The organism is Streptomyces sp. SPB162 (assembly GCF_029504575.1).
In the GTDB taxonomy this organism is placed as follows: Bacteria; Actinomycetota; Actinomycetes; order Streptomycetales; family Streptomycetaceae; genus Actinacidiphila.
Map to the genome: position 1 here is coordinate 2,589,800 of NZ_JAQFII010000001.1, position 18,491 is coordinate 2,608,290.

The 18,491-nt window shown below is 72.4% G+C and carries 15 protein-coding genes and 2 pseudogenes; 5 read left to right on the plus strand and 12 right to left on the minus strand.

The window, feature by feature from the left end; all coding sequences use genetic code 11:
* Positions 1 to 12: 12 nt before the first annotated feature.
* The gene (locus M2266_RS11940; protein WP_277438183.1) at positions 13 to 1,125 is read right to left on the minus strand and encodes an S-(hydroxymethyl)mycothiol dehydrogenase; all 1,113 of its coding nucleotides are present in this window, start codon (positions 1,123 to 1,125) and stop codon (positions 13 to 15) included.
* Positions 1,126 to 1,328: 203 nt separating this feature from the next.
* Here M2266_RS11940 and M2266_RS11945 point away from each other — a divergent pair, with 203 nt between their 5' ends.
* Positions 1,329 to 2,114, plus strand: a complete 786-nt coding sequence (locus tag M2266_RS11945) for an HAD family acid phosphatase (RefSeq protein ID WP_277438184.1) — start codon at positions 1,329 to 1,331, stop codon at positions 2,112 to 2,114.
* Between the two features lie 20 nt (positions 2,115 to 2,134).
* On the opposite strand, the gene M2266_RS11950 is transcribed toward M2266_RS11945, so the two are convergent.
* Entirely contained in the window at positions 2,135 to 3,139 is a 1,005-nt protein-coding gene (locus M2266_RS11950; protein ID WP_277438185.1) for an adenosine deaminase, read from the minus strand.
* A 240-nt stretch (positions 3,140 to 3,379) separates the two neighbouring features.
* Between M2266_RS11950 and M2266_RS11955 the strand changes: the two genes are divergently transcribed.
* Positions 3,380 to 3,565 carry a DoxX family protein gene (locus M2266_RS11955; RefSeq protein WP_277438186.1) on the plus strand — a complete coding sequence of 62 codons (186 nt, stop codon included), beginning with the start codon at positions 3,380 to 3,382 and terminating at the stop codon, positions 3,563 to 3,565.
* Positions 3,566 to 3,623: 58 nt separating this feature from the next.
* On the opposite strand, the gene M2266_RS11960 is transcribed toward M2266_RS11955, so the two are convergent.
* The 8 genes and pseudogenes from M2266_RS11960 to hrcA form a co-directional block, all read right to left on the minus strand.
* Positions 3,624 to 4,529 carry a ribonuclease Z gene (locus tag M2266_RS11960; RefSeq protein WP_277438187.1) on the minus strand — a complete coding sequence of 302 codons (906 nt, stop codon included), beginning with the start codon at positions 4,527 to 4,529 and terminating at the stop codon, positions 3,624 to 3,626.
* A 5-nt stretch (positions 4,530 to 4,534) separates the two neighbouring features.
* The gene (locus M2266_RS11965; protein WP_277438188.1) at positions 4,535 to 4,894 is read right to left on the minus strand and encodes a histidine triad nucleotide-binding protein; all 360 of its coding nucleotides are present in this window, start codon (positions 4,892 to 4,894) and stop codon (positions 4,535 to 4,537) included.
* A 120-nt stretch (positions 4,895 to 5,014) separates the two neighbouring features.
* Positions 5,015 to 8,274 (minus strand): annotated as a pseudogene (locus M2266_RS11970) (PDZ domain-containing protein).
* A 46-nt stretch (positions 8,275 to 8,320) separates the two neighbouring features.
* Positions 8,321 to 8,785: a hypothetical protein gene (locus M2266_RS11975; RefSeq protein ID WP_277438189.1), complete on the minus strand. Its 465-nt coding sequence runs from the start codon at positions 8,783 to 8,785 to the stop codon at positions 8,321 to 8,323.
* A 94-nt stretch (positions 8,786 to 8,879) separates the two neighbouring features.
* Complete coding sequence (locus tag M2266_RS11980; RefSeq protein WP_277438190.1) at positions 8,880 to 9,653, minus strand: 16S rRNA (uracil(1498)-N(3))-methyltransferase; 774 nt, start codon at positions 9,651 to 9,653, stop codon at positions 8,880 to 8,882.
* Positions 9,650 to 10,714: a nitronate monooxygenase gene (locus tag M2266_RS11985; RefSeq protein ID WP_277438191.1), complete on the minus strand. Its 1,065-nt coding sequence runs from the start codon at positions 10,712 to 10,714 to the stop codon at positions 9,650 to 9,652. The genes M2266_RS11980 and M2266_RS11985 overlap by 4 nt, the downstream gene beginning before the upstream one ends.
* 133 nt (positions 10,715 to 10,847) lie before the next feature.
* On the minus strand, positions 10,848 to 11,981 hold the full coding sequence (gene dnaJ, locus M2266_RS11990; RefSeq protein ID WP_277438192.1) for a molecular chaperone DnaJ: 1,134 nt from the start codon (positions 11,979 to 11,981) through the stop codon (positions 10,848 to 10,850).
* The gene (gene hrcA / locus M2266_RS11995) at positions 11,982 to 12,998 is read right to left on the minus strand and encodes a heat-inducible transcriptional repressor HrcA (RefSeq protein WP_277441168.1); all 1,017 of its coding nucleotides are present in this window, start codon (positions 12,996 to 12,998) and stop codon (positions 11,982 to 11,984) included.
* A 169-nt stretch (positions 12,999 to 13,167) separates the two neighbouring features.
* On the opposite strand from hrcA, the gene M2266_RS12000 reads away from it, so the two are divergent.
* Entirely contained in the window at positions 13,168 to 13,893 is a 726-nt protein-coding gene (locus M2266_RS12000; protein ID WP_277438193.1) for an MBL fold metallo-hydrolase, read from the plus strand.
* Between the two features lie 38 nt (positions 13,894 to 13,931).
* On the plus strand, positions 13,932 to 14,765 hold the full coding sequence (locus M2266_RS12005) for a DUF3097 domain-containing protein (protein WP_277438194.1): 834 nt from the start codon (positions 13,932 to 13,934) through the stop codon (positions 14,763 to 14,765).
* A gap of 81 nt (positions 14,766 to 14,846) precedes the next feature.
* Here M2266_RS12005 and hemW read toward each other — a convergent pair whose 3' ends face one another.
* A complete protein-coding gene (gene hemW, locus M2266_RS12010; protein ID WP_277438195.1) occupies positions 14,847 to 16,079 on the minus strand; it encodes a radical SAM family heme chaperone HemW in 1,233 nt (410 codons plus the stop codon).
* On the opposite strand from hemW, the gene M2266_RS12015 reads away from it, so the two are divergent.
* Positions 16,078 to 16,362 (plus strand): hypothetical protein, encoded by a 285-nt coding sequence (locus tag M2266_RS12015; protein ID WP_277438196.1) that lies wholly within the window; start codon positions 16,078 to 16,080, stop codon positions 16,360 to 16,362. The genes hemW and M2266_RS12015 overlap by 2 nt on opposite strands.
* Positions 16,363 to 16,399: 37 nt before the next feature.
* On the opposite strand, the pseudogene M2266_RS12020 reads toward M2266_RS12015, so the two are convergent.
* Positions 16,400 to 18,300 (minus strand): annotated as a pseudogene (locus M2266_RS12020) (AMP-dependent synthetase/ligase).
* Positions 18,301 to 18,491 lie beyond the last annotated feature (191 nt).

An 18,491-nucleotide genomic window follows, 5' to 3' on the forward strand; every position in this document is an offset into this window, starting at 1 on the left:
TCCGTGCTGCGCTCAGAACTCCACCACCGAGCGCAGCACGTCGCCCTCGTGCATCCGCGCGAACGCCTTCTCGATGTCGTCGAGCCCGATCGTCTCCGTCACGAAGGCACCCAGGTCCAGCCGGCCCTGCAGATGCAGGTCGATCAGCATCGGGAAGTCCCGGGACGGCAGGCAGTCCCCGTACCAGGACGACTTGAGCGCGCCGCCGCGCCCGAAGACGTCCAGCAGCGGCAGCTCCAGCGTCATCTCGGGGGTGGGCACGCCGACGAGCACGACGGTGCCCGCCAGGTCCCGCGCGTAGAACGCCTGCTTGTACGTCTCGGGGTGGCCGACCGCGTCGATGACGACGTCCGCGCCGAAGCCGCCGGTCAGCTCCCGGATCGCCTCGACGGGGTCGGTGGACCGGGAGTTGACGGTGTGGGTGGCGCCCATCCGGCGCGCCGTCTCCAGCTTCCGGTCGTCGATGTCGACGGCGATGATCCGGCCCGCGCCCGCGAGTCGGGACCCGGCGATGGCCGCGTCACCGACGCCGCCGCAGCCGATGACGGCGACGGAGTCGCCCCGTCCGACCCCGCCGGTGTTGATCGCGGCGCCGATCCCCGCCATCACGCCGCAGCCGAGCAGCCCGGCCACCGCCGGGGCGACGGCCGGATCCACCTTCGTACACTGCCCCGCCGCTACCAGGGTCTTCTCCGCGAACGCGCCGATGCCGAGGGCCGGGGACAGCTCGGTGCCGCCCCCCAACTTCGTCCGGGAGGTGCCCCCAACCAGGGTCATCTTCTGCCGCGCGTTGTGCGTGTCGAAGCAGTACTGGGGCCGGCCGCGCAGACAGGCGCGGCACTGACCGCACACCGCACGCCAGTTGAGGATGACGAAGTCGCCCGGCGCGACCTCCGTCACGCCCTTGCCGACCGACTCCACGACGCCGGAGGCCTCGTGGCCGAGGAGGAACGGGAACTCGTCGCTGATCCCGCCCTGCTTGTAGTGCAGGTCGGTGTGGCAGACCCCGCAGGCCCGCACCTGGACCACGGCCTCGCCGGGCCCCGGATCCGGCACCAGGATCATCTCGACGCGGACGGGTTCGTTCTTACCGGGGGCGATGACGCCGCGTACCTGCTGAGTCATGGATTCACCGTACGCCCGACCGACCGTCCCTCACAGGCACCGTGCCGCATCCCCCGAATGCCCGCCCGATCCCGCCCGATCCCGTCCGACTCCCGTCCGACTCCCGTTCTATCCCCGCGCGTAGACCATCCTTGACCAGCCATGACCATGGGTCTAGGTTCACGGGATCACGCGTCGTGCACATGACCTGTAGGAGCACCGCCATGCCCCGGACCCGAGCCCTGGCGCTCACCGCCGCGACCCTTGCGGTCGGCGCCACCCTCTACGGGATCGGAGGCGCCTCGGCCGGCAACTCGGTCCCGCGCAGCGACCGGCAGATCCCCAACCTCACCAACGTCGTCACCGACATCAAGGCGTACTACGGCGACACCGTGGACGCCGCCGGTGAGCACAACGCCTCGCCGCAGAGCAGCTACGCGCGGCAGGTCGCGGGGATCGAGAACAAGGCGAAGGACTACCTGAAGAACACCCTGCGGCACGCCGGCCACGGGAACGGGAACGGCGCCAAGCCCGCGATCGTCCTCGACGTGGACGACACGACGCTGCTCACCTACAACTACGAGCTGGAGGTGGGCTTCAACTACACGCCCGCCACCAACGACACGTACATCCGCACCAAGAACATGGCGCCGGTCTTCGGCATGCCGGACCTCGTCAACTGGGCCTCGGACCACGGCGTCACGGTCTTCTTCCTGACCGGCCGCCCCGAGGCGCAGCGTGCCCCGTCCGCCGCCAACCTCGCCGTCGCCGGGTACAAGCCGGTCGCCGACGCCGCGCACTTCTACCTGAAGAACAAGACGACCCCGCCGGCGTACCTGCCGTGCGGCGCGACGTGCACGACGGTCGAGTACAAGGCGGGCACCCGCAAGCACATCGAGTCGCTGGGCTACGACATCGTCGCCAACTTCGGCGACCAGTACAGCGACCTCGAGGGCGGCTACGGGGACAAGACCTTCAAGCTCCCCAACCCGATGTACTTCCTGCCGTAGCCGCCGAGACCTGTCTTCGGTCAGTCGAAGACGTACGCGTCGACCTCGGCGAGGTACGCGGCCCGCAGGGCCTCGTCCCCGTCGAGGAACGCCGCCTCGAACGAGTTGCGGGCCAGCTCGCGCAGCGTCTCGTCGTCCAGACCGAGCCCGGCGCGGACCGCGTCGTAGTTGTCGCCCACGTACCCGCCGAAGTACGCGGGGTCGTCGGAGTTGACGGTCGCCAGCAGGCCGGCGTCGAGCATCGCGCGCAGCGGGTGGTCCTCGATGCGGTCGATGCAGCGCAGCCGCACGTTGGAGAGCGGGCAGAGCGTCAGCGGGATGCGGTCGCGGACGAGGCGCGCGACGAGTTCCGGGTCCTCCAGCGAGCGCAGACCGTGGTCGACGCGCTCGACGCCCAGCACCTCGAGGGCCTCCCAGACGTACGCGGGCGGCCCCTCCTCGCCGGCGTGGGCGACGCGGCGAAGCCCCTCGGCGGCGGCCCGCTCGTAGACCTCGCGGAACTTCGACGGCGGGTTGCCGACCTCGGCGGAGTCCAGGCCGACGGCGGAGATCCGGGACAGGTACGGCTTGGCGGCCTCGAAGGTGTCCAGCGCGGACTGCGCGGACTCGTCGCGCAGGAAGCACATGATCAGCTGGGTGCTGATGCCGTGCCGCTCCCGGCCGGCGTCCAGCGCGCGGGACAGGCCCTCGATGACGGTGCCGATGTCCACGCCGCGCGCGGTGTGCGCCTGCGGGTCGAAGAAGATCTCGGCGTGCCGTACGCCCTGCTCGGCGGCGCGCGCGAGATAGGCGTCGGCGAGGTCGGCGAAGTCGTCCTCGGTGCGCAACACGGCCATCAGCGCGTAGTACAGGTCCAGAAAGGACTGCAGGTCCGTGAAGGAGTAGGCGCGGCGGAGCTCGTCGGCGTCGGCGTACGGCAGCGTGACCCCGCCGCGCGCGGCGAGCGCGAAGGCCAGTTCCGGCTCCAGGGTGCCTTCGATGTGGAGGTGCAGTTCAGCCTTGGGGATGGCCTTGTGGTTGGGCACGGGAGGATCACTTCACAGTCGGTACGGCAGCGGGGGGCCGTTCAACGGTACAGGTCAGCGCGGTGCGGGCGACACACTCCGGCTATCGGGGCGGCGGTGGCGAGCCGGGGCGGGAGCTGCTGCCGGGGCGGGCGGCCATGGCGACGCCGACCTGCGTGGGCGTCATGGCGGGCTCGGGCAGCGGATGGGCGCGCTCCGCGCGGAAGCCGTCCAGCAGCGCCAGATGGCGCCGCCAGGCGCGTGGGGCGACCGTCCGGGTGGCCTCTCACCCCGATCGCCGCCACCGGCCTCGCGGTGCCGATGGCGGGCGCCGTGAGCTACCACCTCCGCAAGAAGGACGCGGTGAACGAGCTCCTCCCGTCGGTCGTCCTGCCGGTCCTCAGCGTCGTGATCGCCCGGGGTCGCTTCGGCCCGTACACCTTCTGACCCGCGTCATGAATCAGGCGTCATGAACCCGGCGTCATGGATCCGGCGCCGTCAGGACTCAGCGGCGCTTGGGGACCCGGATGCGCATGAGGTCCTCCGCCACCGTCAGTTCGCCCTCGAAACCGGCCTCGCGGGCCTGCCGCCCGAAGAGGGCGGGGTCGGTGTAGCGCTGGGAGAAGTGGGTGAGAACGAGGTGGCGGACGCCCGCCTCGGCGGCCACCCGGCCGGCCTGGCCCGCCGTGAGGTGGCCGTGGTCGCGGGCGAGATGTTCGTCCTCGTCGAGGAAGGTGGACTCGATGACCAGCAGGTCGCAGCCCTCGGCGAGGACCTGGACGCCGTCGCACAGGCGAGTGTCCATGATGAAGGCGAAGCTCTGGCCGCGGCGGACCTCGCTCACCTCGTCGAGCGTCACTCCGTCGAGCACGCCGTCCCGCTGCAGCCGGCCCACGTCCGGGCCGGTGATGCCGTGGGCGGCGAGGCGCGCCGGGAGCAGCCGGCGGCCGTCGGGTTCGACGAGGCGGTAGCCGTAGCTCTCGACGGGGTGCGAGAGCTTGGCCGCGGAGAGGGTGAAAGCGCCGGTGGCGGCCAACACGCCGTCCGCGGCGACCGGCTCCTCGGTGATGACGGCCGTCTCGCGGTACGCCGTCGAGTAGCGCAGCCGCTCGAAGAAGTGCTGCCCGCTCGCGGGGTAGTGGGCCACGATCGGGTGCGGGACCCGGTCGAGGTTGATCCGCTGGATCACCCCGGCCAGGCCCAGCGAGTGGTCGCCGTGGAAGTGCGTGACGCAGATCCGGGTCAGGTCGTGCGCGGCGACGCCCGCCAGCAGCATCTGGCGCTGGCTGCCCTCTCCGGGATCGAAGAGGATGCCCTCGTCATCCCAGCGCAGCAGGTAGCCGTTGTGGTTGCGGAGCCGGGTCGGGACCTGGCTGGCGGTGCCGAGCACCACGAACTCGCGGATGGACAACGCCGTTACCCGGGGGGCCACTCGAGACCGCGCCCGCCGAGAACGTGGGCGTGCGCGTGGAAGACGGTCTGGCCGGCGCCCGCGCCGGTGTTGAAGACGACGCGGTAGCCGCGGTCGACGGTCTTCTCCGCCTGCGCCACCTCGCCCGCCTCGCGCAGCACGTCGACGGCGGCCTGCGGATCGCCGAGCGCGAGCGCGGCGGCGTCCGCGTAGTGCACCTTGGGGATCACCAGCACATGCGTGGGCGCCTGCGGATTGATGTCGCGGAACGCCACCGTCGTGTCGGTCTCGCGGACGATCGTCGCCGGGATGTCCCCGGCCACAATCTTGCAGAACAGGCAGTCCGCCTGGGGTTCTCCCGCCACGGGTGGTTCTCCCTCTTCGGTCTCGGAAGGTGCGTCTCTGACAAGAGTCGCTGACAAGGGTCGCTGACTGGGTCGGTGGTCGCAGGGCGCATCGTATCGGCCGGGCGCCTCCCGGCGCCGTTACGGCAGCGGCGGCGGTGTCTTCGCCGGGTGCTCCGCGAGGGACGCCAGCGCCAGGTCGATGGCGGTGTCGAGCTGCGGATCGACGTCCGCGGCCCAGTCCTGCGGGCGCTGCAGCACCTCGACGTCCGGGTCGACGCCGTGGTTCTCGACGTCCCAGCCGTATCCCTCGAACCAGAACGCGTACTTGGGCTGGGTGACGGCCGTGCCGTCCACCAGGTCGTACCGGCTGTCGATGCCGACCACACCGCCCCAGGTGCGGGTGCCGACGACCGGGCCGATGTTCAGGGCCTTGATGGCGGCGTTGACGATGTCGCCGTCCGAACCGGAGAACTCGTTGGCGACGGCGACGACCGGTCCGCGGGGCGCGTCCAGCGGGTAGCTCTGCGGGCGCAGCCCGCGCGGCAGGTCCCAGCCGACGATGCGGCGGGCCAGCTTCTCGATGACGAGCTGCGACGTGTGCCCGCCGCGGTTCTCCCGGACGTCCACGACCAGGCCCTCGCGGGCGACCTCGACCCGCAGGTCGCGGTGGAGCTGCGCCCAGCCGAAGCCGACCATGTCCGGCACGTGCAGGTAGCCGAGCCGGCCGCCGGAACGCTCGTGGACATGGGCCCTGCGGCCCGCGACCCAGTCGTGGTACCGCAACGGCTCCTCGTCGGCGAGCGGCACGACGACGACATGGCGCGCCAAGCCGCCGTCCGCCGGGGCGACCGTCAGCTCGACGGGCTTGCCCGCCGTACCGGTCAGCAGCGGGCCGGGCCCGGCGACCGGGTCGACGGGGTGGCCGTCGACCGCCAGCAGGCTGTCACCGGTGCGCACGGCGACCCCGGGTGCGGCCAGCGGGGAGCGCGCCTGCGGGTCGGAGGACTCGCCGGGCAGCACGCGGACGATCTGCCAGCGGCCGTCCTCCGCGCGGGCGATGTCGGCGCCGAGCAGGCCCTGGCGGGTCAGCGCGTCCCGGTGGGCGCCGGGCGGGGTGACGTAGGCGTGCGAGGTGCCGAGCTCCCCCTGGACCTCCCACAGCAGGTCCATGAGGTCGTCATGGGTGGCGGCGCGCTCCAGGACGGGCCGGTAGCGCTCGGCGACCGCGTTCCAGTCGATGCCGCTCATGTCGGCGCGCCAGAAGTTGTCCCGCATCAACCGGTGCGCCTCGGCGTACATCTGCCGCCACTCGTCCTGCGGCCGGACGGTCACCCGGATCCGCGACAGGTCGACGGTGATGCTCGCGTCCGAGTCGTCGTCGTCCGACGACTTGCTGTCGGCGGGGACGACGCGCAGCCGGCCGTTCGCGGCCAGCAGCACCTTGGTGCCGTCGCCGGTGACCGCGAAGTCCTCCGCGTCGTCCGCGAGTTCCTCGACGCGCAGCTGCTTGAGGTCGTAGCGCTCCAGGACGCTGCCGGGCGGCTGCGCCTCGGGCGTGGCGAGGGCTGTGCCGAGGGTGCCGAGCAGCGGGTGGCGCAGCCACAGCAGGCCGTTCTTGGCGGCGGTCAGCGAGGTGTAGCGGCCGGCTTCGACGGGGAACGCGACGATGCGGTCGGCGATCCCCTCGAAGTCGACGCGGGTGGCCGGGACGCGGGGGCGGTCCTCGCCGTCGGCCTGCCGGCCGTCCTGGCCCGCGCTGTCCCCCTCGCCGTCGGACCGGTCGTCCTTGGTCTCCTCGTCCGGCTCCTCGACCGGGCGGCCGTGCCGCTGCGGCCCGAAGGGCGACGGGGTGGTGGCGGCCAGGGTGATCAGGTGCGGGCGGCAGGCGTTGGGGAAGGACAGGTCGAAGACGTGGGCGTCGTAGACCGGGTCGAAGGCCCGCTCGGACAGGAAGGCGAGGTGCTTTCCGTCCGGGGTGAACGCGGGCGCGTAGTCGTTGAAGCGCAGCGGGGTCGCGTCGGCGACCGACAGGTCCGAGGTCGCGGCGATCTTCAGCTGGCGCAGTGGGTCGGGGCCGGGGTGCGACCAGGCGAGCCAGGCCGAGTCCGGCGAGAACGCCAGACCGGTCACGTCGCCCGCGTCACTGGTCGCGACCTCGCGGACCTCGCCGGTCTGCGTCTCCACGAGGAGCACCCGGCCGTCGTGCGAGGCGACGGCGATCCGGTGCCCGTCGGGCGACACCTCGATCTCCAGGACGCGGCCGAGCCGGCCGGCCGCCAGCCGGCGCGGCACGGCACCGGGTGCGAGGCCGGCCGCCGGGGAGAGTTCGAGGGCGTCCTCGCCCTCGGCGTCGGTGACCCAGACGACCTGCTGGTCGCCCTCGCCGCCGAAGGTGCGCGGCAGCCGCGTCCTGACCCCCGGCTGCGCGGCGAGCGCGCGCGCCGGGCCGCCGCGGTGGGTGACCCAGTGCGTGGTGCCGCGGACCTCGACGGCGCTGCCGCGTCCCGTGTGGTCCGGGCGGGCGTCCCCGAGGTGGTGCGAGGCGCGGATCGGGTGCGGCTGCAGGTCGGTGCGCTGGCCGCCGAGGCGGACCGCGACCGGGCGGGGCTCGGCCGACTCCAGGTCGTCGAGGAGGTGCAGTTCACCGGCGGAGCTGTAGACGACGCGGGTGCCGTCGGTGGCGGCCTGCCGGGCGTAGAAACCGTCGAGGGGGGTGTGCCGGCGCAGGTCCGAGCCATTCGGGAGGCTGGAGTAGAGCGCGCCGGTGCCTTCGTGGTCGGAGAGGAACGCGAGGCGGTCGCCGACCCACAGCGGGGATTCGAGGTTGCCGTCCAGGTCCGCGTGCAGTCGCTCGAAGTCGCCGCCGCCCGTCAGGTCGATCCACAGCTTGCCCGCCGTGCCGCCGCGGTAGCGCTTCCAGGCCGCGGCCTCGCGGCCCATCGTCGCCGACAGCAGCAGCACCGCGCCGTCGGGGCCGTACGCCACATCGCCGACCGGCCCGAACGGCAGGATGCGCGCGGGACCGCCGTCCAGCGGCACCGCCCGCGCCCACGTGCGGCGCAGCGAGGGCTGCCCCTGGGTGCTGATCGCGACGACCTCGCCCTTCGCGGCGTCCAGCCGCGCACCGAGGTCTTGGCGCTGCCCCAGTGCGTCAGCCGCGTCGACGGGCCGCCGTCCAGGGGCGCCACGTGCACCTCGGGCGCGCCGTCGCGGGTGGAGGTCCAGGCGACCGTCGTTCCGTCCGGCGAGATGCGGGGATGGTCGACCGGCATGTTGTCCGCACTGACGCGCCAGGCCCGCCCGCCGTCGAGCGGCGCCACCCAGACGTCGTCCTCGGCGACAAAAGCGACCAACTCACCGTTTACATGCGGATACCGGAGGTACGAAGGCTGTGTCACTCCGCCACATTAACCATGATCGAGGACGCGAACGAGCGCTTTGTCTTCAGCTTCTGGCGGAGGCGGCGGAGGTTTTGCCGGCCGGTCCCGACGTCGCCGTGCAGTCGCCCAGTCCGCTCACGTCGAAGACCGTCCGCTTGCCGACCTCGGCGGTCAGCCGGCCGCGCACACAGCGGCCGTCCAGCTGCTCGGTGATGCGGCCGGTGATGGTGATCTTCTGCTGGTCGGCGGTCTCGCCCTGGCAGTCCACGGACGCCACTCCCTTGGCCGTGCCCCCCGACGGCCGCGGGCTCGGCGTACGGGAGGCCGTCGTGGCGCTGTTGACGGAGGCGCTGCACGACATCCACCGGACGTCGATCCCGTGGTCCTTCAGCGCCCTGGTGCCCAGTTGGTCCGTGGTGATGGACACCGCGGAGGCGGTCATCTCACCGGCCGGGTCGCACGCCACCACTCCGCCGAACGCGGCCAGTGCGAGGCCTCCGGCCACTCCCCACTGCTGTAAACGCTTCATACCGTCAGCGTCCCGCCGTCCGGCCCGCCGCACATCACCCACGCGACGTAGAACGTCCCTTACGGGACCCGGATTCCACCGGAGGAGCCCGCGCTCAGGACCAGCGGCCGGTGCGCCCCAGCAGCAGCGCGGTGGCGGCGACCCCGGCGGTGGAGGTCCGCAGCACCGTCGCGCCCAGCCGGTACGGCTTCGCCCCCGCGGCGGCGAAGGCGGTGAGCTCGTCGGGCGAGACCCCGCCCTCCGGGCCGACGACGAGCAGGATGTCGCCCTCGGACGGCAGTGCGGCGTCGGCGAGCGGCGCGGAGCCCTCCTCGTGCAGGACCGCGGTGAACGCGGCCCCACCGAGCAGCCCCGCCAGTTGCCGGGTCGTCATCATCTCCGTGACCTCGGGGAACCGCAGCCGCCGTGACTGCTTCGCCGCTTCCCGCGCCGTGGAACGCCACTTGGCGAGCGCCTTGGCCCCGCGCTCGCCGCGCCACTGGGTGATGCACCGGGACGCCGCCCACGGCACGATCGCGTCGACGCCGGTCTCCGTCATCGTCTCGACGGCCAACTCGCCGCGGTCACCCTTCGGCAGCGCCTGGACGACCGTGATGCGCGGCCGCGGGGCCGGTTCGGTGCGCAGCTCCGAGACCGCGACCTCCAGCCGGTCCTTGCCCTCGACGGAGACGACCTCCCCGTACGCTCCCGTGCCCTCGCCGTCGGTCAGGACGATCGGCTCGCCGACCGCGAGCCGGCGCACGGACACCGCGTGCCGCCCCTCGGCGCCGGAGAGCGCGATCTTCCCCCAACCTCCCGCCGGGGTTGCCCCCACGTCCCGTGCCCTCCGCAGCTGCTCGGGATCGACGATGAATACCGGCGCGGTCATCCGCCTGCCTTCCGTGCTGTGTCGAGTTCCTTCATGAGCACGGCGACGAGTTCGGCCGCCGGCAGCTCGCGGGCCAGCCGGTGTCCCTGTCCCGCCCACAGCGCCATCGCCTGTGGATCCCCGGCCGCCGCGGCCGCCTTGCGGATCCCGGCGGTCAGATGGTGGATCTGCGGATACCCGGCGGGCGCGTACGGCCCGTGCTCGCGCATGAAGCGGTTGACCAGCCCGCGCGCCGGCCGCCCGGAGAACGCCCGGGTCAACTCGGTGCGCGCGTAGACCGGATCGGTGATGGCGCGCTTGTGCAGCGCGTTCGCCCCGGACTCGGGACAGACGAGGAACGCGGTGCCCAACTGCGCGGCGTCCGCGCCCACCGCCAGGACGGCGGCGATCTGGTTGCCGCGCATCAGCCCGCCCGCCGCGATGACGGGCAGCTGGACGGCGTCGCGGACCTGCGGGACGAGCGACAGCAGCCCGAACCCGGCGTGGTCCAGCTCCGGGTCGTCCCGGTGGGTGCCCTGGTGGCCGCCCGCCTCCGTCCCCTGGACGCAGACCGCGTCGGCGCCCGCCCACTGGGCGGCGAGCGCCTCGGCGGGGGTGGTGACGGTCACCACGGTGTACGTTCCGACCTTCGCGAACGCGTCGAAGACCGGCCGGTCAGGGCAGCCGAACGTGAAGCTGACGACCGGGACCGGGTTGTCCAGCAGTATCGCGACCTTGGCGTCGTACGCGTCGTCCTGCCCCGATTCGGGGTCTCCGAGCGGGGTGGAGTACCAGGCGGCCTCGCCCGCGAGCTGCTCGGCGTAGACCTCGATGGCGGACCGGTCGGCGGTGTCCGGCTGCGGCGTGAAGAGGTTCACGCCGAACGGGTTCGACGTCAGGTCGCGCAGCTGCCGGATCTCCTCGTACATCGCTTCCGGCGTCTTGTAGCCGGCGGCGAGGAACCCCAGGCCGCCGGCGTCGCTCACGGCCGCGGCGAGCCGCGGGGTGGAGCCACCGCCGGCCATCGGCGCCTGGATGATCGGGAACGCCGAGAACGACGAAAGATCGGTCAACGCGGACATACGCCCATCGTTTCACGCCGGGCGCCCCGAACAGATCGGGCCCGCCCGGCGGAGGCACCCCCGGCCGAAGGCTGGGCGGGGGCACCCCCGGCCGGGGGAGGATCCGGCGCCCTTCCGGACGCCGGCGGCGGCCTCAGCGGCCGTTGAAAGCGTCCTTCAACCGGGAGAACAGCCCCTGCTGGCCGGGCTGGAAGTGACCGGTGGGCCGCTCCTCGCCGCGCAACTTGGCCAGCTGCCGCAGCAGGTCCTCCTGCGCGGCGTCGAGCTTGTTGGGCGTGATGACCTCGACGTGCACGATCAGGTCACCGCGGCCGCCACCGCGCAGATGGGTCACCCCGCGCTGGTGCAGCGGGATCGACTGGCCGGACTGCGTACCGGGCCGGACGTCGATCTCCTCCATGCCGTCGAGCGTCTCCAGCGGGCACTTCGTGCCCAAGGACGCCGCCGTCATCGGGATGGTCACCGTGCAGTGCAGATCGTCACCGCGCCGCTGGAAGGTCGGGTGCGGGAGCTCCCGGATCTCCACGTACAGGTCGCCGGCGGGGCCGCCACCGGGGCCGACCTCGCCCTCGCCCGCCAGCTGGATGCGGGTGCCGTTGTCGACGCCCGCCGGGATCTTGACGGTGAGCGTACGGCGGGACCTGACGCGGCCGTCGCCCGCGCACTCCGGGCACGGGGTCGGCACCACGGTGCCGAAGCCCTGGCACTGCGGGCACGGCCGCGAGGTCATGACCTGGCCCAGGAAGGACCGGGTGACCTGCGAGACCTCACCGCGGCCGCGGCACATGTCGCAGGTCTGCGCCGCCGTGCCGGGCGCGGCGCCCTCGCCGGAGCAGGTGCCGCAGGTGACCGCCGTGTCGACCTGGAGGTCCTTGGTGGTGCCGAAGGCGGCCTCGTCCAGCTCGATGTCCAGCCGGATCATCGCGTCCTGGCCGCGCCGGGTCCGCGACCGCGGACCGCGCTGCTGGGACTGCCCGAAGAACGCGTCCATGATGTCGCTGAAGTTGCCGAAGCCGGCGCCGAAACCGCCCGCGCCCGCCCCGCCCTGCGACGACAGCGGATCGCCGCCCAGGTCGTAGACCTGCTTCTTCGCCGGGTCCGAGAGCACCTCGTACGCGGCGTTGATCTCCTTGAACCGCTCCTGGGTCTTCGGATCCGGGTTCACGTCCGGATGCAGCTCGCGCGCGAGGCGGCGGAAGGCCTTCTTGATCTCGTCCTGTCCGGCGTCACGACGCACGCCGAGGACCGCGTAATAGTCCGTGGCCACTTACGACTCCGCGAGGATCTGTCCGACGTAACGTGCCACTGCGCGTACCGCTCCCATCGTTCCGGGGTAGTCCATGCGGGTCGGGCCGACCACACCGAGTTTGGCGACTGCCTCGTCGCCCGAACCGTAGCCGACCGCCACAACGGATGTGGAATTCAAGCCCTCGTGAAAATTCTCATGCCCGATCCGCACGGTCATGCCCGAGTCGTTGGCCTCACCGAGGAGTTTGAGGAGCACCATCTGCTCCTCAAGGGCCTCCATCACGGGCCGGATCGTCAACGGAAAGTCGTGGTTGAAGCGCGTCAGGTTCGCCGCGCCGCCGAGCATGATCCGCTCCTCGGTCTCCTCGACGAGCGTCTCCAGCAGCGTCGCCAGCAGGATCGACACGGACGGCCGGTCGTCGTACTCGAAGCCGTCCGGCAGATCCGCCACCAGCGGCGGGACGTCCGCGAACCGGCGGCCCACCACCCGGGCGTTCAACCGGGCCCGCACGTCGGCGAGCAGCGTGTCGCTCACCGGCGCCGGGCAGTCGATGAGCCGCTGTTCGACGCGCCCGGTGTCCGTGATGAGGACCAGCATGATCCGGGCGGGCGCCAGCGCCAGCAGCTCGACGTGCCGCACCGAGGAGCGGGTGAGGGACGGGTACTGGACGACGGCGACCTGCCGGGTGAGCTGCGCGAGCAGCCGTACGGTGCGGCCCACCACGTCGTCGAGGTCCACCGCGCCGTCCAGGAAGTTCTGGATCGCGCGCCGCTCGGCGGATGTGAGCGGCTTCACCCCGGCCAGTTTGTCGACGAACAGCCGGTACCCCTTGTCCGTAGGGATCCGGCCCGCGCTGGTGTGGGGCTGGTGGATGTAGCCCTCGTCCTCCAGCGCCGCCATGTCATTGCGCACCGTGGCCGGGGAAACGCCCAGGCCATGGCGCTCGGTGAGCGCCTTGGAGCCGACCGGCTCCTCCGTGCCCACATAGTCCTGGACGATGGCGCGCAGGACTTCGAGTCTGCGTTCGCTGAGCATCGCGCACACCTCCAGCCGTAGATCTCGCGCCAGCACTGCCGTGGCCTGGCACTCATTCGACACGAGTGCCAGCATCCCCCGCAGTCAGTGTACGGCGGAGTAGCAAGGCCCAGGCAAGGGTCGGCCAGGGTAGCGCGCGGGAGGGGCCTCCCGGCGATAGCGTCGCCCCGTGGATACCGCTGAGTCCGGCGCCGACGGCTGGGAGCACCTGGCTCCCGGCGTCGCCCGCCGTCGCCTTGCCTTCCTGGACGTCACGATCGGCCTGGTCGTCGGTGACGAGGGCGTCCTGCTCGTCGACACCGGCTCCACCGTCGCGGAGGGCGCTCGACTACGGCTGCAGGTGCTGGAGCTGACCGGACGCCCTGTGACGCACATCGCCCTCACCCACGGCCACTTCGACCACGTCTTCGGCACCGCCGCCTTCGGCGGTGTGCGGGTCTACGGGCACCGGGCGCTCGACGGCTGCCTGGCGCGCGGGCACGACGCGCTCCGCGAGGACGCCGTCGCCTACGGCGTCGGCCCCGGGCCGGCGGCCGAGGCGGCCGCCGCCCTGGTGCGTCCCGACCGGCTCGTCGACGAGGCGTACGAACTCGACCTCGGCGGCGGCCGCACGGTCACGCTCTTCCACCCCGGCACCGGCCACACCACCCACGACCTGGCCGTCCACGTGCCCGGCACGCCGGCCGTCGTCTTCTGCGGCGACCTGGTCGAGGAGTCCGGCGAACCCCAGGCGGGCCCCGACGCCGACCCGGCCGGCTGGCCGGCCGCCCTCGACCGGCTGCTGGCCGTGGGTGGCGGGACCGCCGTGTACGTCCCCGGCCACGGCGCCGCCGTGGACGCCCGCTTCGTCCGCGCCCAACGCGACGCCCTGACGGCCCGGTTCGCCGCGTCGTAGCGCCGGTGACGCGCGAGGATCTGGGTACGATCCGCCCCATGCGCAGCAGAGAGTACGGCCCCGACCTCACCCCACCGTGGAAGAAGAGCGTGCCCGCGCCCGAGGTGGCGGCGGAGGCCGATCTGGTGGTGGAGGAGGTCACGACCGGCTTCTGCGGGGCCGTGGTCCGCTGCGAGAAGACGGCGCAGGGGCCGACCGTGACGCTGGAGGACCGCTTCGGCAAGCACCGGGTCTTCCCGATGGAGCCGCGCGGCTTCCTGCTCGACGGCAGGACCGTCACCCTCGTCCGCCCGCGCACCGGCGGCCCCGGCGCGCAGCGCGGGCCGCTGCTGTCCGCGTCGGGCTCGATCGCGGTGCGCGGCGCCCGCGCCCGGGTGGCGCGGGCCGGCCGGATCTACGTGGAGGGCCGGCACGACGCGGAGCTGGTCGAGCGGGTCTGGGGGCACGACCTGCGCGTCGAGGGCATCGTCGTCGAGTACCTGGAGGGCATCGACGACCTGCCGGCGATCGTCGACGCGTTCTCCCCGGGCCCGGATGCCCGGCTCGGCGTCCTCGTCGACCACCTGGTGCCGGGCTCCAAGGAGTCCCGCCTCGTGAGCCAGGTCGCGGACGTCGCGGACGTGCTCGTCGTCGGCCACCCCTACATCGACGTATGGGAGGCCGTGAAGCCCTCCTCCGTCGGCATCCCCGCCTGGCCCACGGTGCCGAGGGGCCAGGACTGGAAGACCGGCGTCTGCGAGGCCCTGGGCTGGCGCGAGACGACGGGCGAGGCCTGGCAGCGGATCCTGGCGTCGGTGCGCACGTACAAGGACCTGGAGCCAATCCTGCTGGGCCGCGTGGAAGAACTGATCGACTTCGTCACGGCCCCCTGACCGCGCGGCGCGAGGGGCCCGGGGGCTCGCCCCCGGTTTCGGGAAGGGGCGGGGCCGGGCCCCGCAGGGCAACGGACCCGCTCAGTCGACCAGGTCCCGCACGACCGCGTCGGCCAGCAACCGCCCCCGCAGCGTCAGAACGGCCCGCCCCTCGGCGTAAGGACCGGCCTCCAGGAGGCCGTCCGTCACCGCCTTCGCCGCGGCAGCGGCTCCGGCCGGCGCCAGCAGGTCCAGCGGGCACCCCGCCGAGAGCCTGAGCTCCAGCAGGATCCGCTCGACGCGCCGGTCCTCGGCCACCAGCAGCTCGCGTCCCGCTCCGGGGCTGCGCCCCTCGGTCAGCGCCTGCGCGTACGCGCCCGGATGCTTGACGTTCCACCACCGGACGCCGCCGACGTGGCTGTGCGCACCGGGTCCCGCGCCCCACCAGTCGGCGCCGGTCCAGTACAGCTCGTTGTGGCGGCAGCGGCCCGCCTCGGACGTGGCCCAGTTCGACACCTCGTACCAGTCGAAGCCGGCCGCGGCGAACCGTTCGTCGGCGATCAGGTACCGGTCGGCGTGCACGTCGTCGTCGGTCATCGGCACCTCGCCCCGGCGGATGCGCCGCGCGAGCTGGGTGCCCTCCTCGACGATCAGGGCGTACGCGGAGACGTGGTCGGGTCCGGCGCCGATCGCCGCGTCCAGGGAGGCCCGCCAGTCGTCGTCCGACTCCCCCGGCGTGCCGTAGATCAGGTCGAGGTTGACGTGCTCGAACCCCGCGGCGCGGGCTTCGGCGACGCACGCCTCGGGGCGACCCGGGGTGTGTTTGCGGTCCAGGATCTGCAGGACGTGCTGCTTCGCGCTCTGCATGCCGAAGGAGATGCGGTTGAACCCGCCGGCCCGCAGTTCGGCCAGATAGGCCGGGTCGACCGATTCGGGGTTGGCCTCCGTGGAGATCTCCGCACCGGGCGCGAAGCCGAACTCGGCACGGATCGCGGCCAGCATCCGGACCAGGTCGGCGGCCGGGAGCAGGGTCGGCGTGCCGCCGCCGACGAAGACCGTCTCGACCTGGCGCGGGTCGTCCCCGAGCACCTTGCGGGCGAGCCGGACCTCGCCGATGAGGTGGTCCGTGTAGTTCTCCTGCGAGGCGAGGACCCCGCCGGAGCCGCGCAGCTCGCTCGCGGTGTAGGTGTTGAAGTCGCAGTAGCCGCAGCGGGTGGCGCAGTACGGGACGTGCAGGTAGAACCCCAGCGGCCGGTCCGCCGCCCCGGCGAGCGAGCTCGCGGGCAGCGCCCCGTCCTCGGGCATCGGCTCACCATCAGGCAGTACGGAAGGCATGACCCCATTGTCCGCCCCCGGCGGAGGCGCTCGTCCCACCCGCCCGCCGGCGGGCCTCCTGCACCCGCGGGACGAGCATCACCAGGTCGTCGTCGAGCGGGGCGGCGTCGTGGTCGTGCCGGCGTACCAACCGGAGCGGCTCACGGACATCGTGGAGCGGCTGGGTCGGCTCGAACGGCGGCTCGCGCAGGACGGCCGGCCCGATGTCCTAGAGCCGGCCCGCCGGGCGCCGGAGCTGGAGCGCTCGTTCCGCGCGGGTTCCGGGCCGGAGTCGGCCGGCTGATCGTGGATCGGCCGGCCGGCTCCCGTCCGGACCGGGCTCACGCCTCGCGGGAACCCGCGTACATGTCGTCGATCAGCGACTGGAACTCGCGCTCGACGACCGGCCGCTTGAGCTTGAGGCTCGGGGTCAGGTCGCCGTGTTCGACGTCGAGGTCGCGCGGCAGCAGGCGGAACTGCTTGATCGCCTGCCAGCGCTGCAGCCCCTCGTTGACCCGTGCCACATAACCCTCGATCATCTCGCGGGTCTGCGGGGCGGCGACGACGTCGGCGTAGCTCTTGCCTTCGAGCCCGTTCTCGGCGGCCCAGCCGAGGATCGTCGGCTCGTCCAGGGCGAGCAGCGCGGTGCAGAAGTTGCGGTCCGCGCCGATCACCAGGACGTTGCTGACGAACGGGCAGACGGCCTTGAACTGACCTTCCACCGCGGCGGGCGCGATGTACTTGCCGTTCGAGTTCTTGATGATGTCCTTCTTGCGGTCGGTGATCGTCAGGAAGCCGTCCGCGGACAACTCTCCGATGTCACCGGTGTGGAACCAGCCGTCGGGCTCCAGGACCTCGGCCGTCTTCTCCGGCAGCCCGTGGTAGCCCTGCATGATGCCGGGGCCGCGCAGCATGATCTCGCCGTCTCCTCCGCGATCCGGACCTCGAGGCCGGGCAGCGGCTTGCCGACGGTGCCGGTGCGGTAGGACTCACCGGGGTTGACGAAGCTGGCGGCGCTGGACTCGGTGAGCCCGTACCCCTCCAGGATGTGGATGCCGACGCCGGAGAAGAAGTAACCGATCTCGGGCGCCAGCGCGGCGGAGCCGGAGACGCAGGCCCGCAGCCGGCCGCCGAACGCCTCGCGGATCTTGGTGTAGACGAGCTTGTCGGCGACGGCGTGCTTCGTGGAGAGCCCGAAGGGCGCGGTGGCCTTGCCGGTGAGGCGCAGGTTGTTCTGGGTGACCTTGGCGTACTCGCGGGCGACGTCCGACGCCCACTTGAAGATCTTGTACTTGGCGCCGCCGCCGGCGCGGGCCTTGGCCGCCACACCGTTGTAGACCTTCTCGAAGATCCTCGGTACGGCCGCCATGTAGGTCGGCTGGATCAGCGGGAGGTTGGTGATGATCTTGTCGACCCGGCCGTCTACCGCGGTGACGTGGCCGATGGTGATGTGGCCGGCGGTCAGCACCTTGCCGAAGACGTGCGCCAGCGGCAGCCACAGGTACTGGACGTCGTCCTCGTCGAGCAGGCCGACCGACTGGATCGCACGGGCCATGTAGGACCAGCAGTCGTGCGGCAGCCGGACGCCCTTGGGGCGGCCGGTGGTGCCCGAGGTGTAGATCAGCGTCGCGAGCTGGTCGCGGGTGATGGCACCGACGGCGTCCTGGACCGCCTCGGGGTGCTTCTCCAGGTACGCCGCGCCGCGCCGTTCCAGCTCGGCGAGCGAGAGCACCCAGCCGTCACCGCCGGAGCCGTCGGCGTCCTGGACGTCCTGGACCCCGGTGGCGTCGATCACGATCACGTGGGCCAGCTCGGGGAGCTCCGCCCGCCGCTCACGGGCCTTGGCGACCTGTACGGCGTCCTCCGCGATCAGCACGCGGCTGCCGGAGTCGGCGAGGATGAAGGCCGTCTCGTCGGCGTTGGTGCTGGGGTAGACCGTCGTGGTGGCCGCGCCCGCGCACAGCACCCCGAGGTCGGCGAGGATCCACTCGACCCGGGTCGCGGAGGCGATGGCCACCCGCTCCTCGGGCCGGACCCCCAGGTCCATCAGCCCGGCCGCGATGGCGAACACCCGGCCCGAGGCCTGGCCCCAGGTCAGCGAGCGCCAGCTGTCCTGACCGCCGGCCGCGTCGATCACGGGGTAGCGGTACGCCTCCGCGTCGGGGGTCGACTCCACCCGTTCGAGGAAGAGAGTCGCCACGGATGGCGGTCGGGTCTCGATCAACGTCTGTGTCTCTGTCACGACATCCTCCGGGCCCGCGCCTGCTCTGTTAACTCACCAGTAACCTCTGCGTCGCGATCAGAGTAGAGGCCCATCGCCCGGCGCGTAAGGGGCTTCGGGTCGCTCGTTGCAACCGTAACCAATCGAGTAGGTGCCTGGTACACCCTTCTGACCCGTCGCAGGTGGAGGTCACACCCGGATAAACGGAGGGC

What these genes read in the sequence shown, in the direction of transcription:
- hrcA (WP_277441168.1), bottom strand. Translation starts at nt 12,998, where the DNA reads ATGCTCAGCGAACGCAGACTCGAAGTCCTGCGCGCCATCGTCCAGGAC.
- M2266_RS11940 (WP_277438183.1), bottom strand. Translation starts at nt 1,125, where the DNA reads ATGACTCAGCAGGTACGCGGCGTCATCGCCCCCGGTAAGAACGAACCC.
- M2266_RS11945 (WP_277438184.1), top strand. Translation starts at nt 1,329, where the DNA reads ATGCCCCGGACCCGAGCCCTGGCGCTCACCGCCGCGACCCTTGCGGTC.
- M2266_RS12015 (WP_277438196.1), top strand. Translation starts at nt 16,078, where the DNA reads ATGACCCCATTGTCCGCCCCCGGCGGAGGCGCTCGTCCCACCCGCCCG.
- hemW (WP_277438195.1), bottom strand. Translation starts at nt 16,079, where the DNA reads ATGCCTTCCGTACTGCCTGATGGTGAGCCGATGCCCGAGGACGGGGCG.
- M2266_RS11980 (WP_277438190.1), bottom strand. Translation starts at nt 9,653, where the DNA reads ATGACCGCGCCGGTATTCATCGTCGATCCCGAGCAGCTGCGGAGGGCA.
- M2266_RS11985 (WP_277438191.1), bottom strand. Translation starts at nt 10,714, where the DNA reads ATGTCCGCGTTGACCGATCTTTCGTCGTTCTCGGCGTTCCCGATCATC.
- M2266_RS12005 (WP_277438194.1), top strand. Translation starts at nt 13,932, where the DNA reads ATGCGCAGCAGAGAGTACGGCCCCGACCTCACCCCACCGTGGAAGAAG.
- M2266_RS11975 (WP_277438189.1), bottom strand. Translation starts at nt 8,785, where the DNA reads ATGAAGCGTTTACAGCAGTGGGGAGTGGCCGGAGGCCTCGCACTGGCC.